The organism is Planococcus sp. S3-L1, from assembly GCF_030063085.1.
Classification (GTDB): domain Bacteria; phylum Bacillota; class Bacilli; order Bacillales_A; family Planococcaceae; genus Planococcus; species Planococcus kocurii.
Genome location: NZ_JASISN010000031.1, coordinates 1 through 24142, shown reverse-complemented (window position 1 = coordinate 24142; position 24142 = coordinate 1). Strand labels below are relative to the sequence as shown.

22 protein-coding genes, 7 tRNA genes and 1 rRNA gene are annotated in these 24142 nt (G+C 44.4%); 2 read left to right on the top strand and 28 right to left on the bottom strand.

The window, feature by feature from the left end; genetic code table 11:
* Window positions 1-182 precede the first annotated feature (182 nt).
* From QMF37_RS17570 to QMF37_RS17530, 9 genes are all read right to left on the bottom strand, one after another.
* On the bottom strand, window positions 183-359 hold the full coding sequence (locus QMF37_RS17570; protein WP_283479049.1) for a YjfB family protein: 177 nt from the start codon (window positions 357-359) through the stop codon (window positions 183-185).
* Between the two features lie 57 nt (window positions 360-416).
* Entirely contained in the window at window positions 417-530 is a 114-nt protein-coding gene (locus tag QMF37_RS17565; protein ID WP_283479048.1) for a flagellin, read from the bottom strand.
* 342 nt (window positions 531-872) lie between these two features.
* Complete coding sequence (locus QMF37_RS17560; protein WP_283479047.1) at window positions 873-2138, bottom strand: flagellin N-terminal helical domain-containing protein; 1266 nt, start codon at window positions 2136-2138, stop codon at window positions 873-875.
* A gap of 232 nt (window positions 2139-2370) precedes the next feature.
* Window positions 2371-2595, bottom strand: coding sequence for a carbon storage regulator CsrA (csrA, locus tag QMF37_RS17555; RefSeq protein ID WP_008431704.1), 225 nt, complete (start codon window positions 2593-2595; stop codon window positions 2371-2373).
* A gap of 3 nt (window positions 2596-2598) precedes the next feature.
* On the bottom strand, window positions 2599-3054 hold the full coding sequence (fliW, locus tag QMF37_RS17550) for a flagellar assembly protein FliW (RefSeq protein ID WP_283479045.1): 456 nt from the start codon (window positions 3052-3054) through the stop codon (window positions 2599-2601).
* Between the two features lie 103 nt (window positions 3055-3157).
* Window positions 3158-4990, bottom strand: coding sequence for an adenylate/guanylate cyclase domain-containing protein (locus QMF37_RS17545; protein WP_283479044.1), 1833 nt, complete (start codon window positions 4988-4990; stop codon window positions 3158-3160).
* A 2-nt stretch (window positions 4991-4992) separates the two neighbouring features.
* A complete protein-coding gene (locus tag QMF37_RS17540; protein ID WP_283479043.1) occupies window positions 4993-5337 on the bottom strand; it encodes a DUF3307 domain-containing protein in 345 nt (114 codons plus the stop codon).
* On the bottom strand, window positions 5334-6485 hold the full coding sequence (locus tag QMF37_RS17535) for a GAF and HD-GYP domain-containing protein (RefSeq protein ID WP_283479041.1): 1152 nt from the start codon (window positions 6483-6485) through the stop codon (window positions 5334-5336). Before QMF37_RS17535 ends, QMF37_RS17540 begins: the two co-directional genes overlap by 4 nt.
* A gap of 465 nt (window positions 6486-6950) precedes the next feature.
* Window positions 6951-8381 carry a purine-cytosine permease family protein gene (locus QMF37_RS17530; protein WP_283479039.1) on the bottom strand — a complete coding sequence of 477 codons (1431 nt, stop codon included), beginning with the start codon at window positions 8379-8381 and terminating at the stop codon, window positions 6951-6953.
* Between the two features lie 415 nt (window positions 8382-8796).
* On the opposite strand from QMF37_RS17530, the gene QMF37_RS17525 reads away from it, so the two are divergent.
* Window positions 8797-10614, top strand: coding sequence for a putative bifunctional diguanylate cyclase/phosphodiesterase (locus tag QMF37_RS17525; RefSeq protein WP_283479038.1), 1818 nt, complete (start codon window positions 8797-8799; stop codon window positions 10612-10614).
* Between the two features lie 80 nt (window positions 10615-10694).
* Here QMF37_RS17525 and QMF37_RS17520 read toward each other — a convergent pair whose 3' ends face one another.
* From QMF37_RS17520 to QMF37_RS17470, 11 genes are all read right to left on the bottom strand, one after another.
* The gene (locus QMF37_RS17520; protein WP_078080037.1) at window positions 10695-11513 is read right to left on the bottom strand and encodes an STAS domain-containing protein; all 819 of its coding nucleotides are present in this window, start codon (window positions 11511-11513) and stop codon (window positions 10695-10697) included.
* Between the two features lie 230 nt (window positions 11514-11743).
* Window positions 11744-13546 (bottom strand): glutamine--fructose-6-phosphate transaminase (isomerizing), encoded by a 1803-nt coding sequence (gene glmS, locus QMF37_RS17515; protein WP_283479036.1) that lies wholly within the window; start codon window positions 13544-13546, stop codon window positions 11744-11746.
* A gap of 105 nt (window positions 13547-13651) precedes the next feature.
* Complete coding sequence (locus QMF37_RS17510; RefSeq protein ID WP_149456528.1) at window positions 13652-13837, bottom strand: hypothetical protein; 186 nt, start codon at window positions 13835-13837, stop codon at window positions 13652-13654.
* A gap of 702 nt (window positions 13838-14539) precedes the next feature.
* Window positions 14540-15889, bottom strand: a complete 1350-nt coding sequence (gene glmM, locus QMF37_RS17505) for a phosphoglucosamine mutase (RefSeq protein WP_058386695.1) — start codon at window positions 15887-15889, stop codon at window positions 14540-14542.
* 70 nt (window positions 15890-15959) lie between these two features.
* Window positions 15960-16964 (bottom strand): CdaR family protein, encoded by a 1005-nt coding sequence (locus QMF37_RS17500; protein ID WP_071154073.1) that lies wholly within the window; start codon window positions 16962-16964, stop codon window positions 15960-15962.
* A complete protein-coding gene (gene cdaA / locus QMF37_RS17495) occupies window positions 16957-17793 on the bottom strand; it encodes a diadenylate cyclase CdaA (RefSeq protein ID WP_058386697.1) in 837 nt (278 codons plus the stop codon). The genes QMF37_RS17500 and cdaA overlap by 8 nt, the downstream gene beginning before the upstream one ends.
* A gap of 102 nt (window positions 17794-17895) precedes the next feature.
* Window positions 17896-18519: an anti-sigma factor gene (locus QMF37_RS17490; protein ID WP_078080035.1), complete on the bottom strand. Its 624-nt coding sequence runs from the start codon at window positions 18517-18519 to the stop codon at window positions 17896-17898.
* Between the two features lie 12 nt (window positions 18520-18531).
* Window positions 18532-19095 (bottom strand): RNA polymerase sigma factor SigW, encoded by a 564-nt coding sequence (sigW, locus tag QMF37_RS17485; protein ID WP_058386699.1) that lies wholly within the window; start codon window positions 19093-19095, stop codon window positions 18532-18534.
* 471 nt (window positions 19096-19566) lie between these two features.
* Complete coding sequence (rocF, locus tag QMF37_RS17480; protein WP_071154072.1) at window positions 19567-20475, bottom strand: arginase; 909 nt, start codon at window positions 20473-20475, stop codon at window positions 19567-19569.
* A gap of 70 nt (window positions 20476-20545) precedes the next feature.
* Window positions 20546-21109: a GNAT family N-acetyltransferase gene (locus tag QMF37_RS17475; protein ID WP_149456529.1), complete on the bottom strand. Its 564-nt coding sequence runs from the start codon at window positions 21107-21109 to the stop codon at window positions 20546-20548.
* 15 nt (window positions 21110-21124) lie between these two features.
* Window positions 21125-22006, bottom strand: a complete 882-nt coding sequence (locus tag QMF37_RS17470) for a LysR family transcriptional regulator (protein ID WP_283479032.1) — start codon at window positions 22004-22006, stop codon at window positions 21125-21127.
* Window positions 22007-22110: 104 nt separating this feature from the next.
* On the opposite strand from QMF37_RS17470, the gene QMF37_RS17465 reads away from it, so the two are divergent.
* On the top strand, window positions 22111-23190 hold the full coding sequence (locus QMF37_RS17465) for a citrate synthase/methylcitrate synthase (RefSeq protein ID WP_283479050.1): 1080 nt from the start codon (window positions 22111-22113) through the stop codon (window positions 23188-23190).
* Between the two features lie 70 nt (window positions 23191-23260).
* Here the strand turns inward: QMF37_RS17465 and QMF37_RS17460 are convergent.
* From QMF37_RS17460 to rrf, 8 genes are all read right to left on the bottom strand, one after another.
* Window positions 23261-23333, bottom strand: a tRNA-Ala gene (locus QMF37_RS17460).
* Window positions 23334-23364: 31 nt separating this feature from the next.
* Window positions 23365-23437 (bottom strand) — tRNA-Lys (locus QMF37_RS17455).
* Window positions 23438-23447: 10 nt separating this feature from the next.
* Window positions 23448-23522 (bottom strand) — tRNA-Gln (locus QMF37_RS17450).
* A 19-nt stretch (window positions 23523-23541) separates the two neighbouring features.
* Window positions 23542-23625 (bottom strand) — tRNA-Tyr (locus QMF37_RS17445).
* A gap of 20 nt (window positions 23626-23645) precedes the next feature.
* Window positions 23646-23721: transfer RNA gene (locus QMF37_RS17440), tRNA-Val, on the bottom strand.
* 4 nt (window positions 23722-23725) lie between these two features.
* A tRNA-Glu gene (locus tag QMF37_RS17435) sits at window positions 23726-23800 on the bottom strand.
* Between the two features lie 52 nt (window positions 23801-23852).
* Window positions 23853-23925 (bottom strand) — tRNA-Thr (locus QMF37_RS17430).
* A gap of 42 nt (window positions 23926-23967) precedes the next feature.
* Window positions 23968-24083, bottom strand: a 5S ribosomal RNA gene (gene rrf, locus QMF37_RS17425).
* Between the last annotated feature and the right edge of the window lie 59 nt (window positions 24084-24142).

Below are 24142 nucleotides of genomic sequence, written 5' to 3'. Positions count from 1 at the left end.
TTCATCCGTGGTAAGATGGGTGTAGGTCATTCGTGGTCACTCCTCTGTTTTTCTTTGGTCGGAAAATACATGTAGAGTGTACCATGAATGACTTTTTTAGTTGTCTAGCTTAATTTTACAATCGGCGCAATTAAAAACAAGAAAGCCTGTGACCTTTGATAGTCACAGGCTTTCTTATTTGCTTATCCTCTAATATCTAGACGACTCCCAATATGAGGTCGAACAGACTGCTCGAGCATCTTCACAATATCCTGACCATTCGTCTCCGCTTGATCAATCGTCTTTTTCATAATCGAAACATTCGCTTCTGTCCGGACATTCATTTGGCTCATTGCCATTGATAACGCAGCGATATCCATGGACTCGCCTCCTTATAGAAAAAGGAGCCTAAACTCAGGCTCCTCGATTTCTTAAAATTAACGTAGTAATTGTAGTACTTGCTGTGGTGCTTGGTTGGCTTGTGCCAGCATTGCTTGTGATGCTTGTGCAAGAATCGAGTTCTTCGTTTGTTCCATCATTTCTTTCGCCATCGTGCGAACATCTACTTTCATAGATGACTAGACTATATCTTCACCCTCTAGTGTTAGTAGGGGCCGGGCACTTCGGATCCACAGTACTGATGTATACTGCCTCACCTACGGATTTCATCACCATAGCTTTCGCCTTAGATGGTCTATCCTAGTCGTTGAACCTTCTCCACTCTTTCGAGACAGGAGCTTGGCTGCTGATTGCCCAATCTTTTATTTTTTCAGGGCCATCACGCTTGTCGTTTCCAACTACGTTGTGGCAATAAAAGCTTAAGGGCTTTCCAGCAATTCACCCGGTCGTAATCTCTGGCTGTTACCGGCCAGGACGACTGTACCTCCACTCGCTTACGCGGCTTCGGCATAATCAACGTCGCGGATACGTGATTCCGCGGCTGTCAAGTTTTCAGAAGATGTGTTCAAGTTATTAATTGTATGATCCAAACGGTTTTGTGTAGCACCTAGTTTTGATCTTTCTTCAGACACCTTTTTAATCGCTTCGTCGATCACTTTAATAGCATCCGTTGCTTTAGCAGAACTTGACATATCTAAAGCAAATTCAGTTCCGCTAGATACGTCTTTAGTAATCTCGTTATCTGCGCCACTAGCAAATACAGCTGCTCCTGATGATGCACCGTCTGCGTCTCCTGAAGCCGTTGTACTTGCAATACCTAATGCTACAGCACGCATGTCGTTAATATTCAATGCCATTTGTTGATTACTATTAGCACCAACTTGGAACGTCAAGGTACCGTTAGTTCCATTAGAACCTTCAGCTACTTGATTAGTAACTGGGTTTGTACCATTTTTGAATTGAACGGATCCGTCACCAGCTTGCCCATCGTACTTCCTACCGGCAGTTGCTGAAATTGTAACACTTTCACCACTATTCGCAAAACTAAATTCACTAATAGATAGACTTGGATCTTGACCACGCATCGCTTCAAATCCAGCTTTTAAACGGGCCCCTAAGTCATCTGGATTTGAGGTCATAGTTGCTACTGTAATAGTTCTAGTTGAAGCATTTACAACATCAGCACTTCCATCATCATTGTTTGCTGCAGCTTCATCAAAATTAATTGTGTAATCTTGACCGCCAATTGTTAATACAGTGCTGCCAGTTTGGCCCGCAACAATACCAGTGAAATCGAACCCAACACTTTCTTGTACTACACCAGCAGTGCCAGCACCTTGAGCATCTCCATTAACGAGTTTTTTGGTGTTGAACTCTGTATTGTTACCAATTCTATTGATTTCTTCTGTTAGAGCACTTATTTCCTTTTGAATTACGACCCGGTCATCGGATGTATTTGTATCGTTTGAAGCTTGAACACCTAATTCGCGCATACGTTGAAGTATGTCTTGCGTTATACTCAAAGCCCCTTCAGCGGTTTGGATCATCGAAATACCATCTTGAGCGTTACGAGAACCTTGTTCTAATCCGCGAATCTGGCCTCGCATTTTTTCAGAAATTGTAAGACCAGCTGCATCGTCTTTTGCACTATTGATACGCATACCAGAAGACAATTTCTCCATATTGTTCATTTGCGCGCTTTGAGCTGAGCCCATTTGTCTGTGTGTGTTAAGTGCTGCGATATTGTGATTGATAATCATTGTGTATTACCTCCGTGTAATGTTTTTTTGTTTTTTGTAAGCGTCCAAATCCTTTTGCACTGCCTTACAATAGTTATTATCGGAGGGCTTCTCTAAATGTTTAGTGTTTTTTGAAAAAAGATTTTATATTATTTTTTGCGCCCCGCGGCAGCCACAATTTGAGGAACAATTGAGTCTGCCGCCGTGGCGCGATAGGCATAGAAAAAGCCTGCAAATTCTGCAGGCTTTTGATCTATTTTTTCCGCATACTCAAAAAATCACTTAAGTTGATAACGTTTGACGTTGCTTGTTTGTTTTCTTCTTGGATTTCTAAATACACTTCTTTTCGGTGGATGGTGATTTGCTTTGGTGCGTTAATGCCGAGGCGCACCATGTCGCCTTCAATCGAAGTTACCGTAATTTCAATGTCGTCGTTGATGACGATGGTTTCGCCTTTTTTGCGTCCGAGTACTAGCATTGTTTACACCTGCCTTGCAGCGGTGTTGTCTGTTTGAAATAACGCCTGCTTGATTGCATAGTCTTTGTTGTTCAACACGATTTGCATCCCTTGCTGTTTTTTGTTGTTGATGACGAGTGGTGCTTTTAAGTTGGTTGTGGCGCCACTGATGTCGCCTTTAACTGTAACTGTCGTAAGCACGATGGCATCCGTCGGCTCTTCTAGTTGCAGCCGCTCCACCATTTGCTCTTCTAGCTTGATGTCGTAGTCTTTGAAAAACGTAAATGGATCGACTAAGAAAAAACTCACTTCCACGTGTTCTACTGACTGCAAGAAAAAGAATGGCGACTCGCCTTCTGTGTCTGCGGGGATTAATACATAGTCTTTGACCTCTTCAAATCCTGGAATGCCTTTATCAAACGTAATGACACGATCTTCTGCTAGTTCGACTTCTCCGAATTGTTCTGTTTGAATTTTCATGTCCGACTCCCTCCGTAACAACTAAATGCCTCGTAAGATAAAGATATCTTACGAGGCATTTATTCACAATCAATTTTTATCGATTCCATCTAGTGGAAAGCACTCAAACGACCCGTTCTTCCATCACAAAACCTTCCGCTAACCGAACCCGTATCAACTCCACTGCGGCATCAATGCCTTTTAACTTGGCCGAAAACTCTTCTAGTTGTACATCCGCACTGTTCAACAACTCGACTGACTCCGGTAGCGCGAGTACGTCTTTACTAAGGACAATGTCGCCGCCTTCGCCTTGGCCTTGAATGCGTGCGGCAATGTTCACGGTACGGCCGAAATAATCGAGGCGGTCGTTGGAATTAACCGCGATGGCTGCTCCGCTGTATAAGCCGATTCGCAACACCAAGTCCTCTTTCGCTGTCTTGTTAAACACTGCTAGGTTTTTTTGAATCGCCAGTGCCGCTTTCAGCCCGTCTTCTGGTTTGTGGAAAATCGCCATGACGGCGTCGCCAATGGTTTTTACGACACTGCCGGAATTTCGGGCAATATGACCCGTCAGAAAGTCAAAATGATTGCGCACTTGTCCGTAAGCACTCGAGTCACCGGCTGTCTCATACAGCAGTGTGGAGCCTTTTAAATCGGTAAACAAGATCGTCACGTGATCGATGCCGATTTTCTGTCCGGGTGACAGCACTTCTGAAGAAAACAAATCCCTGAACTCTTGCATGGCAGTGACTTTAGCGGCCGTTACTGCTTGTTTGTTCCAATCGGCATGTTCTAATGCGACAACGATGTCTGCGCTGCTGGTGTTTGTGATTGCGACGTTTCGAGAGCCGTTCACTGAACTGTGTGACCAGCCAAGATCCGTGTAAACGAGCTGGTTTGATTTTATTCCACTGTTCACAGACACATGATCATTTGCCTGAAGCACGCGAAAACGTAGCGCGTCTTCGCCTTTTGGAATGACAAAGCTTGCGGTTTTTCCCACCTCTATCACTTGCTGCGCTTTAACGTGCGGGGTAATCATTGGGCCGCCGATGCAATACACTTCGGCGTAGGCTTGACGTACCGTTGGGTGAACTGAAAAATTCAACTCGACAAACTGATCAAAATTAGCGTCATAGTTAATGCCACATAAATCGCAATGAAATTGCTGCTCTAGCTGTGCGAGTGAACCGTGTTCGACTTTTGAAACGCGGCAGTTTGGGCAGATGACGTTCCAGCTGAGATTTAGTAATCCCGCTTTTGTGGCATACAGCAAGACGCGCAACACTTCGTCCAAATCGACGTTCCACAACTTAGCAACTTGCACGGGCTCGATTTGCGCAACGTCGTGATCGCCTTTATCCGCTAAATAACGATGCAACAACTCCACATAGTCTCCGTTGACCGGTGACTTTGCGAGTAGGGCCGATAGCCGCTCGAGTTCGGGTAAGTTGATGTTCGCCTTGCTTGTTTTTTGCGGTGCTTCTAAAACAGTCGTTGCTCCAGACTGTAAGTAATCATCGACATACCCCATAATTTTTTTGACAGCGGGCAGAGCGGTTACCCAAATCGCTCCGTAGCCCATTACGTTAAGCGGTACAAAGCGAGCGGTCAGCTTGACCCGGGTTCCGTTTTCCGCGTTATCGAATAGCTCGACTGTCAACGTGTAATGCTTCATCGGCCCGGTAAGATAACGGCGTTCGACCGTATAGCTCTCGTGTTCTTGCCACTGAAACGGAAACTCTTGCCAACTGATTGGCACAAGTCCGAGCACTTTGGCATGAGCTTCTCGGTAAAACACGTCCGCCCCGTTCTGCTTAGCCGGACTAAAGCGGACCGGAAACAAGCCAATAGACAAATTCATGCGGTTGTTGTCCGCAAGCAATTGCCAAACGGTTTTCCGGTCCAGTGCGTATTCTTTTTCAAGTACGTAGGTTTTCGGTTTCAATCGTTTCACTCCTAGGAAATCGCAATGGCAATGGCTAGTAATATGATGTGAAAAATTTGATCAGCCACAATCGACAACCACACTTTTTCTGGACCTTTCGCGGTTTGGATCCGTTCCACCCAGAACATAACGAAGGTTTTCCGGTCTAAGACAAGATGACCAACAAACACAATCGCCAGTGCGGGCAAAGACAATCCGCCTGATAACATGCCAAAGACGGCAATCACCGCTGTGTAAACGGACACATGCGTGAATAACGGCAGCCACTTGGTCGCTTTGTATTTGGCCATCCAACTCGTTTGCAGTAAAAAGTCTCCAATTAAATGACCAAGCAATAACACATCAAACTGATTCATAAACGGTAGCCTCTTCCCTGTCCTGCTTCGTATTGTTCGATTTGGTAATTACAGCCCTGTAAAATCGCCGCAAATGCATCAACGACTCGGCTGTCGAACAACGTGGTTTTGCAGCGCTGCAACTCTTCCACTCCCGACTCGAAAGAAGCACCTGCGCTATAAGAACGCGCTGTGGTCATGGCGTCAAACGCATCGGCAACTCCAACGATTCTAGCGAACAACGGGATGTTTTCGCCTGCCAAGCCATGTGGATAGCCGGTGCCATCAAGGCGCTCGTGATGGGACAACGCCGTTTCAATGGCATGAACCATGGCTTCTTTTGGTTCGATATTGGACAAGATACCTGCACCGATCACCGTATGTTGTTTAATAGTGGTGTATTCATCCGTTGTTAGTCGTTCAGACTTTCTTAAAATGTTGTCCGGTATACCGATTTTTCCGATATCGTGCAAAAGAGCGGCTTTGTATAATTCTTCACAGCTTTGCGCATCCATTCCGAGTTTTTCGGCAATCCACAACGAATATTTCGCCACTCGCTCTGAATGACCCGCTGTATATGGGTCACGCGCATCTAGCACTTTCGCCAGTGTTCGTATCATGCTGAGCAGCATGCGCTGCAGTTCGTCGTACATTTGGCTGTTGTGGAGTGCCAGCGCCGATTGGTTGGCAAGTGCTACTGCTAAACGGATGTCTTGTTCGGAGAAAAAAGCGATGTCTTTTTTGTTTAATAACTGCAAGGCACCTAGCACCTTGCCTTTCACTGCTAACGGAACGGTGATCATCGACTTGGTGATAAAGCCGCTCGAGTCGTCTACACGATTTGCCCAGTTTGGATGCCATGCGACGTTTTCGATCAACTCGGCTTTGCCTGTTTCGATCACTTTGCCGACAATGCCTTCATCTCTCTTTAATTCGATGTTGAGAATATCCGCTGAAGAAGGTCCGTACGCTGCGTCCGCTTTGATCGTTTGGCGCTCTCCGTCGAGTACCCACAAGGTTCCTGCTTCGGCTCCCACCACTTGTACCATTTGCAGCAAGATGCTTTCCAGCACTTCACCCATTTCCAAGTTTGAATTGAGCTGCTTAGAAGCTTCCAGTAACATCACCAGTTCGCGAACTTGGGATTCTAACTCTTTTAGTTGTGTCATGAACTTCCTCCGATAGCTGATCCGAATCAAAAACGTTTTATTTTAGGTTGCATCTAGTGAATTCGTGCGTTTCGCCTGCTAATTTTCACCCTTTTTAGGAATCTCGTAGAAAAATTTCGTTTTTCACTGGACTCCGTCTCTTCGCGCCAGCGAGGCGATGATGAAAAGTTCGTTTCCTTCGTTCACTATCTATCGTTTTATTGTTTCTTGTCGATCATAGCGCGGAATTTACCATTATGCAATATTACCCAAATTATTTTATTTTTCTTTGCTCAATTTGACATTCTTAGTAATTCGGCTTGAAAAAACCGCAACCTCTCCGGTTCTGAGAGGTTGCGGTCGTGTCTGCTATTTTTTCCACCAACTGCCGCACCTTCTCGGACGTTAAGCTCGAGCCTTTTTGCTTGAGCTCTTGTACTTCCTTTTAAGTGGAAATAGACGCTTACTTATTGCTTCTACTAAGCTTCAGATTTTTGATTCGGCAATCCAATCTTCTTTCGGAATATCCGTTGTTTCTTTTTTCACATAATAACGGCCTTTTGTAGCTACGGCTAGAACCACTGTCAAAATCGAGGCTAAAACCAATGCGAAAAATGCGGCTGTGCTTTGCAGGAAAGTCCCCATGTAGCCGAGTGCTGCGATTGTTCCGATGGCAGTCGGCACGAGCAACGACACGACGCCGACTGGATTCCATTTGTATAGATTTTTCTGCCTCGATTCGTAATAGCCCGGACCGATGTTCAGCCATTTTTTGACGACCAATGCATCCGTCACTAAAATCGACGCCCAGCTCATCAGCGCCACACCTTGGAACGTCATTGCCGTATCTAAATGGTCAACGATTCCACCAAGCATGAGCATCATCGCTGTGACACCTGAGACCACTACCCAAAAACGGCGCCCGGGTGTAAAGCCAAACATATTTTCAAAAAAGCTTGATAAGGATAGTGAGCTGCTGTAGATGTTGGTAATGTTGATGCGGATTTGCGTCAGCATCGTAAACAATACACCGCCAAGCCCAAGCAAGACCACAATGTAAATGCCGGGATTTGATTCGCCGAGCGTTACGCCAAACCAAATACCGAGACCTCCCATAACGCCAAAGCAGAAAATCTGTGGAATAAACCCAATGGCAACCGAACCGATTTTCAAATCTTGTGGCTTTAAAAAACGCGCGTAATCAGAGGCGATCAACGCCGTTAATCCCATAATGCCGTGTTGCATCCCGATGCACAACAGCAACGCCGTTCCACCGATTTGGACACCTTCTGGCATGTATGTCCAAAAGCTGCCGTCATATTGTGATGTCGTATTGAAAGCAACGACAATCGCCGCAATCAAAAATACGGCAAATAACGGCAATGACCATTTCTGCAATTTATCCAATTGGTTAATGCCAAACCAATTTAACGGAATGACAACTGTGCCAAATACAACGATCAGGAGCCATGTGGGGATGGCGGGGAAATAAGCATGGACAGCAGTGACCAAAATCATGCCTTCAAACGCACAATACATGATAAAGTTCGATGCGTAGATTAAGGAAGTTAACGAGGCCCCGATGTAACCGAATCCTCCGCGGGATAATAAATTGACGTTCATGCCTGATTTGGCCGATAGGTAAACGATGATGGTTCCGAGGATGCCTGCGACGAGTATCGCGTAGGTGGCAGAAATGATGGCATTGGCCGCTCCAAATTGCAAGGCCATGACACTTCCCATTTGAAAGTAAAAAATAGCGGTTGCGATGCCGAACGTAATATTGGTGATACTCAACCAGCCCATCTTACGTTCTTCACGCGGAACACGGTCAAACGTATAATCGCCTGTGGATTCATCTCCATAGCTTTTTTTCTTGCCAATCAATTGGTGATCTGTGGTAATCTCAGATCTCATTTGATCATTCCTTTCGTATTCAGTTTTACTGTCTTTTGGAAAAGATAGTAGCTTGTCTATTTCCGTTCATTTGCAAAAGAAGAAGGGCATCGAAGCTTGTACATCACTCATAAAAGACAAAAAAACGAATTTTCTCCGCTCACGAGTGTTGCTGCAGCGGAAAGAATCACGTTCCTTCCTATTGTAACATAACAGTTGCACACTCACTGTTTTTTCCATAATCCACTTATCCCATCGATTCAACTCGCACAAATGGACAAAGTCCCCATTCGCAGAAACCAAAATCCTTTCATAGCCAGTTTGAAAGGATTTTTTTTAGCAATTAATGTATATTTTTATGCTATGATGTGTAAACAAACTTTTCACAACTACTAGCCTTAGTAAATTTTTTTATAAAGGAGACTTTGCTTACTCCATGGATATTTTTTCACTGCCCTCTTATTTTTTAGTCCTGATGCTATCCATTGTTTTTATTTTTTTACTGATCTCACTGTTTGTCTATTTGCGACATCGTCAGGATTTCAAACTAAAAGCCAGCTCTGCTGAATCAGAAAAGAAATTTGAATCTATTTTCGAATCGACGACAGATGCCATCATCGTAGCTGATCAAACGGGCATCATTATGCAATGGAATTCAGGTGCCGAATCCATTTTCGGTTACAGCAAAGAAGAGGCACTCAGCTCCAATCTGGAAATCATTATCCCTGAGTCCTTTGTAGAAGCTCACCGAAAAGGTTTACAACGTTACCTGGATACCGCTGTTCCGCATGTGATTGGTCAGCGCATTGAATTGGTGGGTGAGCGCAAAGACGGCAGCGAGTTTCCGATTGAAATGTCTCTCAGCACATGGAAAAGCGATAAAGTTGTCTTTTTCGGAAGCATCATTCGCGACATCACCAAGCGAAGAGAGGCAGAAGAAAAAATTCACAGCCTTGTCTACAAAGATTCCTTAACCGGTTTACCCAATCGGCGACTGTTTAATGACCACTTGGTTTCACTACTTAATGACGTTGACAATAAACAGCCTTTTGCTCTGCTGTACATCGATTTGGATCATTTCAAAATGGTGAATGACACGTATGGCCATTCTGTAGGAGATCAATTGTTGATGGAAGTGGCTGTGCGTTTTCAAAGCATCGCATATGAACATGACACCATTTCCCGGTTGAGCGGAGATGAGTTTATTATGTTATTGCAGAATACAGATAAGACCCAAGCGGCCAATCACGCGCACATGATGTTAGAGCTCTTTAAAAAGCCTTTTCGTTTCCAGCCGGAAGAATTATTTGTCACGCCTTCTATCGGTATCAGTATGTACCCTACTGATGGAACCGATTTGGATACGTTAGTAAAAAATGCAGATATTGCGCTGTATCAAGCAAAAGCACGAGGCAAAAACAATTTTCAGTTTTTCACAAAAGAAATCAATCAATCCATTTTGAGAAAGTCTAAATTGGCCATTGATTTGAGAAAAGGCTTGGAGCATGATGAATTCTTTATTCATTACCAGCCACAAATCGATTTGAAAACCGAACAACTAGTTGGCTTGGAAGCTTTAGTTCGCTGGAATCACCCGGAATGGGGCGCAATCTCCCCCGCTGAGTTTATTCCGATTGCTGAAGATACTGGAAGCATCGTCCAACTCGGTGAATACGTCTTGCGTCAAGCTTGTCTGCAAAACAAAGCTTGGCAACGAGCAGGATTGCCGAAGTTTCGCGTAGCCGTCAACATTTCTTCTCACCAGTTTTCGCAATCCAATTTGACGGAAACGGTCCATGCGGCATTAATAGATTCGGGACTTGAACCTCGTTATTTGGAACTCGAACTGACTGAAAGCATTATTCAAAGCTCTTCTACAGCTATTGCGACGATGAACGAACTCAAAACCATGGGCGTTTATTTGTCGATTGATGACTTTGGCACCGGTTATTCGTCGCTTCGTTATTTAAAGCTATTCCCGATTGATACGCTGAAAATCGATCAATATTTTATTCGGAATATTATTACCGATCTAAAAGACGCAGCACTTGTCGCTACTATCATCCGTATGGCTAATGACCTTCAGTTAAACGTCATTGCGGAAGGTGTTGAAACAGCTGAACAATTTCAATTCTTGAAACAAAAAGACTGCAACCAAGCGCAAGGGTACTACTTTAATCGTCCGCTCCCTCCTACAGAAATTGAACGACTTTACGGACCGGCACACAATACGCAATCGCCTTCTCACAGTTGATGCATACTTAATGAGCGAGCCAATCAAATAAAGCCACGTTCCGCAATAAATTGCGGGACGTGGCTTTATTGTTGTTTCAGTTATTTCACGCTTTCTAATGCTTGCTTTACAGTTGCATAGGTCTCCGCATCTAGCATGTCAATGCCGCTGCGAACGATGGCTTGAACCAAGTCAGGCCGCAATCCCGCAATAATCACATGAATTCCCATCAATCGAAGTGTTCCTCCAATTTGTTGGAGAGACTGCGCAATGTGGTCATCGATTGTTAAAACACCTGAAAAGTCCGTAATGACGTGATTGACATCCATCTCGGCAATTCGTGGAATGACGTTGTTCATAATATGAGCGATTCGGTAACTATCCATTACCCCAATTAACGGCAACACCACGACGTCTTCTAAAACCGGTACAATCGGTGCTGATAAACTGATTAGCTCAACGCGCGTCTCTGCTTGGTGCCTTTCAGTAAGTCGTTCAAATGCATAAAAGGTCTCATTTAAACTAACATCTAACATAGCATTGATCGCTTTGATCGCTTTCATGCTCTCGACAACAGACAAGTCGAATTGCAAACTGAGACGTGTAAAAATCTCTGAAAACACTTCACGCGTTACCGGATAACGAATAACAATTGCTGAAATTTGCCCTCCTGAAGAAACTTGAATTTCAGCATTTTTTTTGCTCCATTCGATTAAAGCTTCTGGCACTTCAACTTGTTGACCTTCAAGAAGAGAGTAACCAAAAAAACCAAGCAGTTCAATGTACATTGCAGTTGCTCGTTCTCTTTCCCAATCCGGAATATCTAAGCTCGCTTCTTGCATCACTGAATCGACTACTTCTGCTGACAATAGTTCAGCGTTTTCACTTATGTATTTGGAAAATTCTTTAAAAGAAGACATCTATTTCACACCTTTTTCTTATATTGCTTTGATTATACCATTTGGCAGGGAGCGGATAGAAATTTAACCACTACTGCGTGGAGAATTTTTGAAGGAGTGTTTTTTAAAGTTCAACCAGGCTCATCAACTAAAAATCCCCCTACGGATTTCCATCCGTAGGGGGATTTTTAGAAGCTATAACTATACTCGACCACAGATCACTAATCGATAGTTACGTTATTTAACACTCTTTACTCAACCGTTACCGACTTCGCCAAGTTACGCGGCTTATCAACGTCACAATCGCGGTGAAGCGCTGCGTAATAGCTGATCAGCTGCATTGGGATAACCGATACTAGCGGTGACAGCAATTCGTTTACTTTTGGCAAGACCAGGCTATCGCCTTCTTCTTGCAAGCCTTCCATCGAAATGATGCACGTGTGTGCCCCGCGTGCCGCTACTTCTTTCACGTTTCCACGGATGTTTAAGTTTACCGCTTCTTGCGTCGCCAGTGCGATAACCGGTGTGCCTTCTTCGATCAAGGCAATTGTTCCGTGCTTTAGTTCCCCGCCAGCAAAACCTTCTGCTTGGATATACGAAATTTCTTTTAATTTCAATGAACCTTCAAGTCCCACGAAATAATCCATCACGCGTCCAATAAAGAAGCAATTGCGAGTTGTCGACAAGAATTCTGTCGCAATTTGTTCCATTTCTTCTTTTGAATCGACTTGTGCTTGAATCGCATTGGCAACAATTCCTAGCTCTTGAATCAAATCAAAACCGATATCAATGCCGCGTGCTTCTGCCGTTACAGCAGCTAAAATCGACAAGACTGCGAGTTGTGCTGTATACGCTTTTGTTGACGCAACCGCAATTTCAGGACCTGCAAACAACAATAAGGTATGGTCAGACTCACGTGACAACGTAGATCCTGCAACGTTTGTAATGGTTAACGATGCATGACCCATTTCTTTGATCTTCACCAATACTTGACGGCTATCCGCTGTTTCACCTGATTGCGAAATAAAGATAAACAATGGTTTTTCCGATAGCAATGGCATATTGTAGCCAAATTCGCTTGAAACATGCACTTCAACTGGGATACCCGCTAATTTTTCAATATACTCTTTGCCGATCAATCCTGCGTGGTAGCTCGTACCCGCCGCGATAATGTGGATGCGGTCAGCTGCTTGCATCGCTTCTAGAATTTCTGGTTGGATGGTCAATTTATCGTGTTCGTTTTGGTATGCTTGAACGATCTTGCGGACAACCGCTGGCTGCTCGTCAATTTCTTTCAACATATAATGTGGGTATGTGCCTTTTTCAATATCGCTCATGTCGATTTCAGCAGTAAATGGCATACGGCTTACCGATTGGCCATCCAACGTTAAAATATCGACGCTGTCCTTACGAACGATGACGATTTCTTTGTCCATTAATTCCACAAACTGATCTGTTAATTGCAGCATCGCCATAGCGTCTGATGCGATAACGTTAAAATCTTCACCCAGACCGACAAGTAGCGGGCTCTTGTTTTTCGCTACAAAAATTGTTTGTTCTTCTTCTGCGTCTAATAACGCAATGGCATACGAACCTTTCAGTAAAGTTAGTGCTTTGCTGAAAGCATCTTGTGTAGACTGGCCTTCTTCAACGAATTTCCCGATCAATTGAACAATGATCTCGGTATCCGTATCCGACTCCATTTCCACACCAGCCAAATAATCGCGCTGAATATGATGATAGTTTTCAATCACACCGTTATGCACAAGTGTAAAACGGTCCGATGTATTTTGGTGCGGGTGCGCGTTGGCACGTGTTGGCTTGCCGTGTGTCGCCCAGCGTGTATGACCGATTCCTGTAGAACCCATAACCTCTTCGTCTACAACGCCACGTAAATCAGCAATACGTCCTTTTTCTTTAAACACTTTGACGCCACTGCCGTTACGAACCGCAATTCCAGCTGAATCATAACCGCGGTATTCTAAACGCTCTAAGCCTTTCAATAAAATTTCCTTTGAATCATTTTCACCAATATATCCTACTATTCCACACATAATGTAATTCCTCCATTTGTCTAAGTCAAATAAGCGTTTGCTCTTACGCAAACACCTTTGTTTTGAGCCCATCCATCTTGTTGTCCAATCGATCACTCGACTGTTTTAAGAATAGACATAACGACCAGGCTTCATGGCCGGAAGGGATCCGCCGAAATCTCGATACTCCTTCTCCTCGTCTACTGAAGATGACTTGTCCGTCCATTTCTTCAGTACAGGCGCTATAATTGTTTTCCTCGCAGCTACTTCGATCCTCCTTTTTCTGCGGTCGTAAACCAACTCTACTATCATACAGTGTCCACACAATCCCGTCAATTAAAGCAAATAGTTATTTAGGTCTATTTCATCATTTTTTTCCGTATACTGGTTGATTTATCTGTAAAAATACATTTTCATCACGTTATATTTTTGATGTAAATCAAACAGTTGGTAGGCTTATCGCTTTTTTAAACGCTTATAGTTCTCCAGCTACAAGCTATTGCGCAAACTAGCTCCGCTTTCCTGCGGGGGTCTCAGAATCCGAACCAGGAAACCGACTCGCTTCACACCGTTCAACGATCCTGACACTCGATTAAATCCGTTAGAAGCGAACATACAAACGGCTATGATGCGCCTATTTTTTCTGTCGGGAATCTCAGCAACTGCTTGAAGTGCAAGTGCTCGACTCCTGCAGGACCAGCGCGTGGCGAAGACCCTGGAGCGAACAAAGTGAGTGAAGCGGCTGAGGCCGTGCCCGCAGAAAGCGAGCGCTGGAACGGAAAGCAGCCATCCTTATGCTCATTCCTTTGAAACACAGAAAAGTGCTTGACTACAGATAAGAAAGCGTCCGTCTATTATGCTTTCTTCGTTTCTCTCTTTCCACTCATTTACCCCAAAACTCGATCATAGAACCAATCTGACAAAAAAGCTTCTCCAACTACGGTTATCCAAAACTTTCTAAACAAACAAAAGTCCGTAAGCAAGATGCTTACGGACTGGGACTAGTTGATCCGATTAGTTTAAGCCCATTTCGCAACGTACCACTTCTGCGATACGTTCTACGTAGCTTTCACAGTCTTCTGATGAAGCGGCTTCTACCATAATGCGGACAAGTGGCTCTGTGCCCGATGGACGGACAAGCACACGGCCGTTGCCATTCATTTCTTTTTCGACTTCAGAAATGACGTCTGCAACTTTCGCGTTGTCTGTTACTGCGTGTTTATCCGTTACACGAATATTCACAAGTTTTTGAGGGAAAATCGTCATATCAGACGCCAGTTCAGACAATTTCTTGCCGGTAATTTTCATAATATTTACTAGTTGAAGACCTGTTAACAAGCCATCGCCTGTCGTATTGTAATCAAGGAAAATAATATGACCCGATTGTTCGCCGCCCAAGTTGTAATCATTTTTCTTCATTTCTTCGACTACATAACGGTCACCAACAGCGGTTTTGTTGCTCTTCATGCCGTGGCTTTCTAATGCTTTGTAAAAGCCCATATTGCTCATAACAGTCGATACGACCGTATCTTTTTTCAAACGGCCTTCTGAATGCAAGTGCTTCGCACAAATATACATAATTTGATCGCCATCTACAATTTGCCCTTTTTCATCGACTGCGATTAAACGATCGCCGTCTCCGTCAAATGCCAAACCAATGTCTGCGCCTTTAGCAAGTACCAGTTCTGCTAATTTCTCAGGATGTGTAGAACCTACACCTGCGTTAATGTTCAAGCCATTTGGTGACGCACCCATTGACGTAATGTCAGCATCTAAGTCAGCAAAGACATGCGTTGCCAGTGTAGACGTGGCACCGTGTGCACAGTCAAGTGCTACCAGAATGCCTTCGAATTCTTCATCAACTGTTTGTTTTAAGTATTGAAGGTATTTCTGTCCGCCTTCGAAATAATCGGTAATGCTACCAAGATCGCCACCCGTTGGACGTGGCAATAGATCTTCAGCGCTATCTAATAATGCTTCAATTTCCGCTTCTTGTGCATCAGACAGTTTAAACCCGTCTGAACCAAAGAATTTGATGCCGTTGTCTTCTACTGGATTGTGTGAAGCAGAAATCATAACGCCCGCCTCTGCACTCATGACGCGTGTTAAATAAGAGACACCGGGTGTACTAATAACGCCAAGACGCATCACTTCTGCACCTACAGAAAGTAGTCCTGCTGCTAAAGCACCTTCTAGCATTTCACCTGAAATTCGTGTATCACGACCGATTAGCACTTTCGGCTTGTCTTTCGCACTTTTTGTCAAAATGTATCCGCCAATGCGACCTAATTTAAACGCCAATTCAGGTGTTAACTCACTGTTTGCAACTCCACGTACTCCATCTGTTCCAAAATATTTTCCCATTACCATACTCGCTCCTTCAGTCAATTGCTTCAATTTAGTTTATCTGATGCTTCTTTCATGTCTAAAGCATTTATGACTCTGTATTATCGACCACTTCTGAATCTTTTTGATCTGTCGGTCGTTTTGCAGAATCGTCAATTACCGTTTCGGCTTCTACCGTTACTTGTCCTGGTGACACCGCAGAAGCTCCCGCAGGAATGTCCAGTTCTACCTCTAAGGTACTATCTTTAGCCGTGACCAGTGCAGCGTCTGCTTCAACGACGTATTCGGTAATTTCATCTACGACACTTTTGGGGCCGAAAATTTGGATTTCTTCCGTCGTTGTCGTCCAATTTTTAATGGTAATGCCGGTACCGGCTTTGCCAATCGGTTCAATTCTTACCGGCACGGTTTTGCTGTATTCAACAACTTCAACCGCAACTTCCACTTCTGCCGGTTCGATTTCTGCACTTTCCAGCTTTGTCAAATCTTCTGCTAGCACCCGAACGCGGGCGGCGGTGTTAAAGGATTCCTTGACACCTTGCTCACCAGAAACCGTAGCTTTGACAAAGCTGATAGCGTCTATCATGCTTTTAGGACCCGTTACAATGACCGTTTCTGGATCGACTGATACGTTATCCAAAATATAACCATCCGCTAACATCCGCTCATTGATTTCTGGATCTACACGGAATTCTTGCGACACCCGCTCTTCAATGACGACATTAACAAACGCCGGATCGACTCGAACCGTTAATTGTTCAGAAAGATTTTCAGTTTGAATCGGGACTTGGTGCTCGCCCATCGGCAAATTACGCAAATCCACAAATAAGGTGAAGTCTTCTAATTGGCGTGCCGTTTGTACGACACTCACAGGGCCGCTCAAATGCAAATCAGCGGTTTTTGGGACACCGCTAACCATCAAACTATTGTCATGGTAGACCTCAAGTTCTACTTCTTCAATCACTTCCGACACACGGCTAGTATCTGTTGTCACCGCGGAATTATCGTCTGCCTGTACCGAGAAAAATAAAAGGAAGGCTAATAACAGCGCCGTAATCCGTAAAAACCAGCGATTGTCCATCATCTTATCCATTCTTTTTCCCCCTCCACTTCCACCAAGGAAGAGTGACTTCTTGCTGTTCTGCGCCAAACCAGATTCGGCGAAGCTTTACTTCAAAGTCTTCAAGTGATAAATTACGATGCAAATCGCCATTTGCTGTTAAGCTGATGGCGCCTGTTTCTTCTGACACGACAATGGTAATCGCATCCGTCACTTCACTAATGCCAAGAGCGGCACGGTGACGCGTTCCGAGTTCTTTTGAAATGAACGGACTTTCAGACAGTGGCAAATAACACGCCGCTGCGGCAATTCGGTTTTTTTGAACAATTACCGCTCCGTCGTGCAGCGGTGTGTTTGGAATGAATAAATTGATCATTAATTCAGATGTTAAATCTGAGTTCATTGGAATGCCGGTCTCAATGTATTCACTCAATCCTGTTTCGCGTTCAATCGATACCAATGCCCCAATGCGTCGTTTCGCCATATAGCTAACGGACTTGGACATCGCTTCAATCAATCGGTTGCGTTCGGACTCTTCGTTTAATGTACTGCTAGAGAACAATTTGCCACGCCCGAGCTGTTCAAGTGCGCGACGCAATTCCGGTTGGAAAATGATAATAATGGCTAAAAAGCCCCATTCTAATACTTGTTGCATAATCCAGCCTAACGTTTCCAAGTTAAGTGCTTGTGTCACGAGGCGCGCGATAATAATAACAAAGATCCCTTTTAACAATTGAACCGCTTTTGTTCCTTTGATAACGGTGATCAATTTATAAACAACAAACCACACCAATAAAATGTCGATGATGTTTGCTAGAAGTCTAAATGATGTTTGGTCGGTTAAATTTTCAAAAAAAGGCATCTGCAACCCTCGCTTTTCTACATCTGCATATGCATTTATTATAGCATAAGTGAATTGGGCTTGCCTTCATAGAAAAAACCCATCCTTTAGGAGAGGAAGGGTTTAATCTTCATTTTTGTCAAAAACAGTGGCTGCGTCTTTAAAGCCGTTTTTAATGGTATACCATAGCCATTCAAACGCTTGGTCGATTTCCTCAATTTCACCGGTAATGACCCCACTCGATGCCATGTACTCGCCATTAACAATGGTCACGTTTCCTTCAAGTTCGCCTTCTACACGTAGATCTCCATTACGTATGGTCATATCACCCACAACTGTTTGTCCTTCTGGAACAACGACAGTCTGTCCTTCTATAACAAGATTCGGTTGATTGGTAAAAGAAAATTGTTGTTCGTTGTTAAAGTTCGTAAACAACGCTGTGCTCATCAATACGCAAAACAAAGCCGCTGCTGCGAGCATTGGGTGTTTTCTTAACCAACGCTGAACCCCAGCCCGCTGCTTTTCTTTCGGCAAGCGCTCCATTGTTGTTTGGACAAAATTGGGTGGCGCTTGTATATGGGAAACACTTTGGATAAATGCAACGGTTTTACTTAATGCCTGATATTGTTCTCGGCAATCCTCACAGCTCTCCAAGTATTCTTTTAATTGTTGTTCCTCGCTCGGGCTTGTATCGCCGTCGAGGTGATGGTTCATTAATTGGATAATGTTTTCCGGACACGCATTCATCGTGATCGCCTCCTACAAATTGCTCAATTGCTTGCGAAGAGCTTCTCGGCCTCTGTGTATACGCGTCTTCACCGTTCCCAACGGCAAATCTAAAATTTCACTGATTTCCGCGAGCGGCAATTCTTCAATATACTTTAATACAATAGCGGCACGATACTTGTCTGGCAAGCGACTAATTTCATACTGCACCCGCTCCTGAACTTCCATCCGCATTAACTCTTCTTCTGGAAGCTCATCGTCATTGGCAATTTTTGAATACATATTCAAGCCTTCCGCTCCGCGCACTTCCGCATCTAAGTGGTAATCCGGTTTTTTCTTCCGAATCCGGTCGATGCACAAATTGGTAGCGATGCGGTACAACCAGGTAGAAAATTTGCGGTTCTGGTCAAAGGTGCGGATATTTGCATAAGCACGCATAAAAGCTTCCTGAGCAATATCTTCTGCTTCTTGCTTGTTGCCAAGCATGCGGTAACAGATATGATACAGCTGGTGCTGGTAAAGCTCCACGATTTCGGCGAATGCGTTCTGATCGCCTTTTATTACTTTCGCTATTCGTTTATTGACTAACGCATCCATGATCTCATTTCCCTCCGCCTATGCGGCTGTACTTTGTATACGTATCTCGATTAAAAAAGTTTCATTTATTTTTCTTATTCTATCGTAGCAGACAGTACCCAAATAAATCCAACTATTTTTTACAAGTTTTTTCATTTAAGGAAGTTTACTAACTGATGAAACAAAAAACAGGCGTTCGCCTATTCAGAATGCAGAAAAATTCGAATTAAAATAAATAACGATTCACAACCCAATCAGTCTAGCCACTTTGCTTTTTGCGGGCTCAACTTCAGCTTCCGTTGTTCCAGCGAAAGGCAACGAGACGCTCCTACATCGTGCACTAGCTTCATCCGCGGAAAGCGTCGCATGAAGCGCACAATCCTGTATACACAAGATGAAGCGACCGGAGCGATGTATTCAATAAAAAAACTGCAGACAATTCGAATAACTCGAGTTTGTCTACAGTCTGAACAGGCTTTCGCTTGTTTTTGCTTATAATAATTTTTCGCCGAATAATGAACCAATCAACGCAACTGCAACATCCGCTGTTTTGTTTTTCTCGTCAAGAATCGGATTCACTTCTACAAATTCAGCAGAAGTAATAATGTCTGCATCATACAACATTTCCATTGCTAAATGACTTTCACGGTAGCTAATGCCGCCTGGAACAGGAGTACCAACGCCTGGTGTGTACATTGGGTCGATGCCATCAAGGTCGAGTGACAAATGAACCGCATCTGTTTTGCGCTCTTCTTTCAAATAACGGATCGAATCTTCGATGACGGCATGCATGCCCATTTTATCAATTTCGTGCATGCTGTAAACGCGAATGCCGTGTTCTTTGATCAATTCACGCTCACCTGGGTCAACTGAACGAGCCCCGATAATGACGATGTTTTCAGGTTTTACTTTTGGTGAATAGCCGCGAATATTCGTCAATTTCTCGTGGCCGTGTCCAAAGCTTGCTGCAAGTGGCATGCCGTGGATATTGCCTGATGGTGATGTGTCGCTTGTGTTCATGTCAGCGTGTGCATCGTACCAGATAACGCCTAAGTTTTCATGACGCTCAGAAATCCCAGCGAGTGTACCGATTGCAATACTGTGATCGCCGCCTAACACGAGCGGGAAGTTCCCAGCTTGTGCTACTTCAAATACTTTATCGCCAAGCGTTTCTGTCGCTTCTGTGATTGCTTTTAAGTTACGTAAGTTTGTGGACGTATCGACGCTTCCGTCTGCTTGACCAATTTGGATGTCCCCTTCATCCGTAACCGTATGGCCCAACTCTTCAATGCGGTCTACTACGCCCGCATAGCGGATCGCGCTTGGTCCCATATCGACACCGCGACGATTTTGTCCGTGGTCCATTGGAACTCCGATAATAGAAATAGTTAATTTATTCATTATTCTATACCCCCTTAGCAAGATAGACTTATTGTAACCGCTAAGGTCTCTTTGGCTCAACTAGACAAAATCACGCATATTTATTCGCTTTTTTCGTTAGCTCTTTTTTTATTGTTGGCCAGTCTTTGTCAATTAGTGAATACACCACTGCATCTCTCGGCTTGCCGGTTGAGCGAATGCGTTCGTTACGAAGCACGCCTTCTTTCACTGCGCCCATGCGTTCAATCGCCTTCTGTGAACGGATGTTATCGGCATCTGTTTTGAATTGGACTCGAATCATGCCACGTTCTTCAAAGCAATAACTAAGTAAAGCAAGCTTAACTGCTGTGTTGACATGCGTTCGCTGCGCGGATTGCGCATAGAATGTTGCACCGATTTCACAGCTTTTATTCGCTTCATCAATTGCATATATGCGCGTTGTGCCGATGATTTCTGCTGTTTGTGGATTTTCCACTGCGAAAATAAGGACATTAGACTGATTAAGCCCAGATTCTAGCCACGCTACCAAATCTTCAAAAACCGCTACTTGGCTGAGCATGTGTTCGAAAATTTCCGGTGTGTATAGCGCCCATAAGGCTTCAAAATCATCTCTTTTCAATAAGCGTAACCGAATACCACCTGACTCAATAATCATTGCCCTCTCCCCTTTTCACGTAAAGTATACCGATTGAATGCGGCGCATAAAATCTTTTTCCAGTATCCCCATATGTTTTGTTAAAAAGTAAGTGGACACGACGGGTAATGGAAACAACTCAAAATGCGCTTCCATTAAACGTCCTTCCACCAATTCCCGGCGAACCATTGATTTTGGTAAAAAGGATGCCCCGAGACCCTCTTGTATAAAGCGCTTGGCGATATGAGCTTGCGTCACTTTCATCGTTCGAATTCCCAGCACGTGCAAACGCAACTTTCCTAATAGCTCTTCCCAAAAAACAGGGTGATGATGTGTAAACAGTACGGAATTCCGCAAAGCATCTTCCACTGAAACTTGCGGCCCAGTCTCGTCATCATAAGCATCTCTCGGCAAAACGAACAGGATTGGATCGTTGTAAACAACAACTTGCGCAATGCTCCGACCCGTAGGCGGTAAAGCAGAAATTCCAGCCGATACTTGCTCCGATTCGACTAAAGCTTCGATTTGTTCCGATTCTTCCACACGAATTACCAATTCTACTTCCGTATGTTCACGAATAAATGATTTCAGCACATAAGGCAAAATTGTTTCCGCCATCAACGGGGAAATAGCAAGCGTCCAGGTCTTCCGGTACCCTTGAGCAAAGGAATGCAATTCTTCAACACTGTCATCTAATTGTTCTAATACTTTTTCGGCTTTGTCTCTAAAATACCTGCCTTCTTCTGTTAACGACACCCGGTTGTGGCTGCGTTTGAATAACAGAAGACCCAAATTTTCTTCTAATAACCGAATGTGAACAGTCACGCTGGGTTGCGACATCATCAGCCGTTCTGAACTTATTCTAAAATTTAAGGTTTCTGCAGCGTCCACAAAGGTTCTCAACCACTGGACTTCCATAACATCCCTCGTCTCGATTACTTTTCTTAATTGTCTCAATTATATATCTTTAATTTTTATTATCAAATAGAGAGCGTAAACTAAAAGAAAAGGAGGAGTTTATGATGTTTCAACCTGGATTAAAAGGTGTTGTCGCTGTTCAAACAGCGATTGCTTCTGTGGATGGAGATATAGGGGAATTACGCTACCGTGGACAATTGGTAGAGACCGTCATACGCGGTAGGTCATTCGAAGAAACTGCCTATTTTTTATGGCATGGGCAATGGCCTGACGATGTTCAATTGGAAAACCTCCAACACCAACTGCTGAGTTACCGAAAATTGCCGGCACATATTGTTGAAATGGCTCAGTTGCTGCCAAAAGAAACTTCGCTAATGGATGCTTCACGGACATTGGTATCGGCTTACACACATAGTGAATTTCAAACCTTGCCTTCTGCAGAACAAGCAGTTGCGCTAACTGCCGCACTACCGGTAATGACTGCGCTCTTTTATCGCCTTCAAAACGGGCAGCAAGCCCTTAGCCCAAGAGACGATCTTGGTCACACGGCCAATTACTTATGGATGATCACCGGACAGCCACCCACAAATGGGCAAATGCAAGCGCTCGAAACTTATTTAAAATTAACAATGGAGCATGGCATGAATGCTTCGACATTCGCAGCACGCGTTACCATTTCCACTGAATCCGATCTCGTATCTGCAGTTGTCTCAGCTCTTGGTACCATGAAAGGACCGCTTCACGGAGGGGCTCCATCAGGGGTCATTGATTTACTGGATACCATTCAAACAAAAGATCGAATCAACGCCGTTATTGCAGACAAGCTAGACCGAGGTGAAAAAATCATGGGTTTTGGTCACCGTGTTTACCGAACAGAAGATCCACGGTCAATCGTCCTCCGAAAAAAATGCTTGGAACTCCAAGGAGAAGATTCGTGGCTTGATTTAGCAGTTGCTGCTGAAAGTCAGATCATTAAAGGGTTGAATGCCCGTAAACCAGGACGGGCACTCTATACCAACGTCGAATTTTATGCGGCGGCAATTATGCGATCCATTGCGATGCCGACACAATTATTTACGCCAACGTTTAGCGTCGCGCGAATTATCGGCTGGACGGCACACGCACTCGAGCAGCAAGACCATAACGTGATTTTCCGTCCTCAATCCGAATACATCGGAACCTAAAAAAACCCCGTATCCAAGTTAATGGATACGGGGTTTTTACACATGGATAGTACAAATACACATGGAACAATGGAGCCTAGGGGGCTCGAACCCCTGACCTCGTCACTGCCAGCGACGCGCTCTCCCAGCTGAGCTAAGGCCCCGCGCTGAACAGGCGCAAGGATGTTACAAGAATGAGCCATGAAGGATTCGAACCTTCGACCCTCTGATTAAAAGTCAGATGCTCTACCAGCTGAGCTAATGGCTCATAGTAAAAATGGCTGGGGTACCTGGATTCGAACCAGGGCATGACGGGATCAAAACCCGTTGCCTTACCGCTTGGCTATACCCCATTCATAACTATAAGAAAACTGGTGGTGGGGGGCAGATTCGAACTGCCGAACCCGAAGGAGCGGATTTACAGTCCGCCGCGTTTAGCCACTTCGCTACCCCACCGTATGAATTTGCGAAAAAAATGGTGGAGGATGACGGGATCGAACCGCCGACCCTCTGCTTGTAAGGCAGATGCTCTCCCAGCTGAGCTAATCCTCCAAAATGGTGACCCCTACGGGATTCGAACCCGTGTTACCGCCGTGAAAGGGCGGTGTCTTAACCGCTTGACCAAGGGGCCTTGGTAAAATTGTCTAGTTAACTTCCTATTCAGAAACTCTCAAAAGAATAAAAGCTTCCAACCGGATTCGAACCGGTGACCTCTTCCTTACCATGGAAGCACTCTACCTGCTGAGCTATGGAAGCAAGGTAAAAGAATCATTAGGAATAAAAAATAAACATAGAATAGCCCAGCGACGTCCTACTCTCACAGGGGGAAACCCCCAACTACCATCGGCGCAAAAGAGCTTAACTGCCGTGTTCGGGATGGGAACGGGTGTGGCCTCTTTGCCATCATCACTGGACTATTTGGTTGAGTGTTTGTTCACTCAAAACTGGATAAACGACAGGTGAAACAAGCAAG

Coding starts and splice junctions, on each gene's coding strand:
- QMF37_RS17570 (WP_283479049.1), bottom strand. CDS start 359: ATGGATATCGCTGCGTTATCAATGGCAATGAGCCAAATGAATGTCCGG.
- QMF37_RS17565 (WP_283479048.1), bottom strand. CDS start 530: ATGGCGAAAGAAATGATGGAACAAACGAAGAACTCGATTCTTGCACAA.
- QMF37_RS17560 (WP_283479047.1), bottom strand. CDS start 2,138: ATGATTATCAATCACAATATCGCAGCACTTAACACACACAGACAAATG.
- csrA (WP_008431704.1), bottom strand. CDS start 2,595: ATGCTAGTACTCGGACGCAAAAAAGGCGAAACCATCGTCATCAACGAC.
- fliW (WP_283479045.1), bottom strand. CDS start 3,054: ATGAAAATTCAAACAGAACAATTCGGAGAAGTCGAACTAGCAGAAGAT.
- QMF37_RS17540 (WP_283479043.1), bottom strand. CDS start 5,337: ATGAATCAGTTTGATGTGTTATTGCTTGGTCATTTAATTGGAGACTTT.
- QMF37_RS17535 (WP_283479041.1), bottom strand. CDS start 6,485: ATGACACAACTAAAAGAGTTAGAATCCCAAGTTCGCGAACTGGTGATG.
- QMF37_RS17530 (WP_283479039.1), bottom strand. CDS start 8,381: ATGAGATCTGAGATTACCACAGATCACCAATTGATTGGCAAGAAAAAA.
- QMF37_RS17525 (WP_283479038.1), top strand. CDS start 8,797: ATGGATATTTTTTCACTGCCCTCTTATTTTTTAGTCCTGATGCTATCC.
- QMF37_RS17520 (WP_078080037.1), bottom strand. CDS start 11,513: ATGTCTTCTTTTAAAGAATTTTCCAAATACATAAGTGAAAACGCTGAA.
- glmS (WP_283479036.1), bottom strand. CDS start 13,546: ATGTGTGGAATAGTAGGATATATTGGTGAAAATGATTCAAAGGAAATT.
- QMF37_RS17510 (WP_149456528.1), bottom strand. CDS start 13,837: ATGATAGTAGAGTTGGTTTACGACCGCAGAAAAAGGAGGATCGAAGTA.
- glmM (WP_058386695.1), bottom strand. CDS start 15,889: ATGGGAAAATATTTTGGAACAGATGGAGTACGTGGAGTTGCAAACAGT.
- QMF37_RS17500 (WP_071154073.1), bottom strand. CDS start 16,964: ATGGATAAGATGATGGACAATCGCTGGTTTTTACGGATTACGGCGCTG.
- cdaA (WP_058386697.1), bottom strand. CDS start 17,793: ATGCCTTTTTTTGAAAATTTAACCGACCAAACATCATTTAGACTTCTA.
- QMF37_RS17490 (WP_078080035.1), bottom strand. CDS start 18,519: ATGAATGCGTGTCCGGAAAACATTATCCAATTAATGAACCATCACCTC.
- sigW (WP_058386699.1), bottom strand. CDS start 19,095: ATGGATGCGTTAGTCAATAAACGAATAGCGAAAGTAATAAAAGGCGAT.
- rocF (WP_071154072.1), bottom strand. CDS start 20,475: ATGAATAAATTAACTATTTCTATTATCGGAGTTCCAATGGACCACGGA.
- QMF37_RS17475 (WP_149456529.1), bottom strand. CDS start 21,109: ATGATTATTGAGTCAGGTGGTATTCGGTTACGCTTATTGAAAAGAGAT.
- QMF37_RS17470 (WP_283479032.1), bottom strand. CDS start 22,006: ATGGAAGTCCAGTGGTTGAGAACCTTTGTGGACGCTGCAGAAACCTTA.
- QMF37_RS17465 (WP_283479050.1), top strand. CDS start 22,111: ATGTTTCAACCTGGATTAAAAGGTGTTGTCGCTGTTCAAACAGCGATT.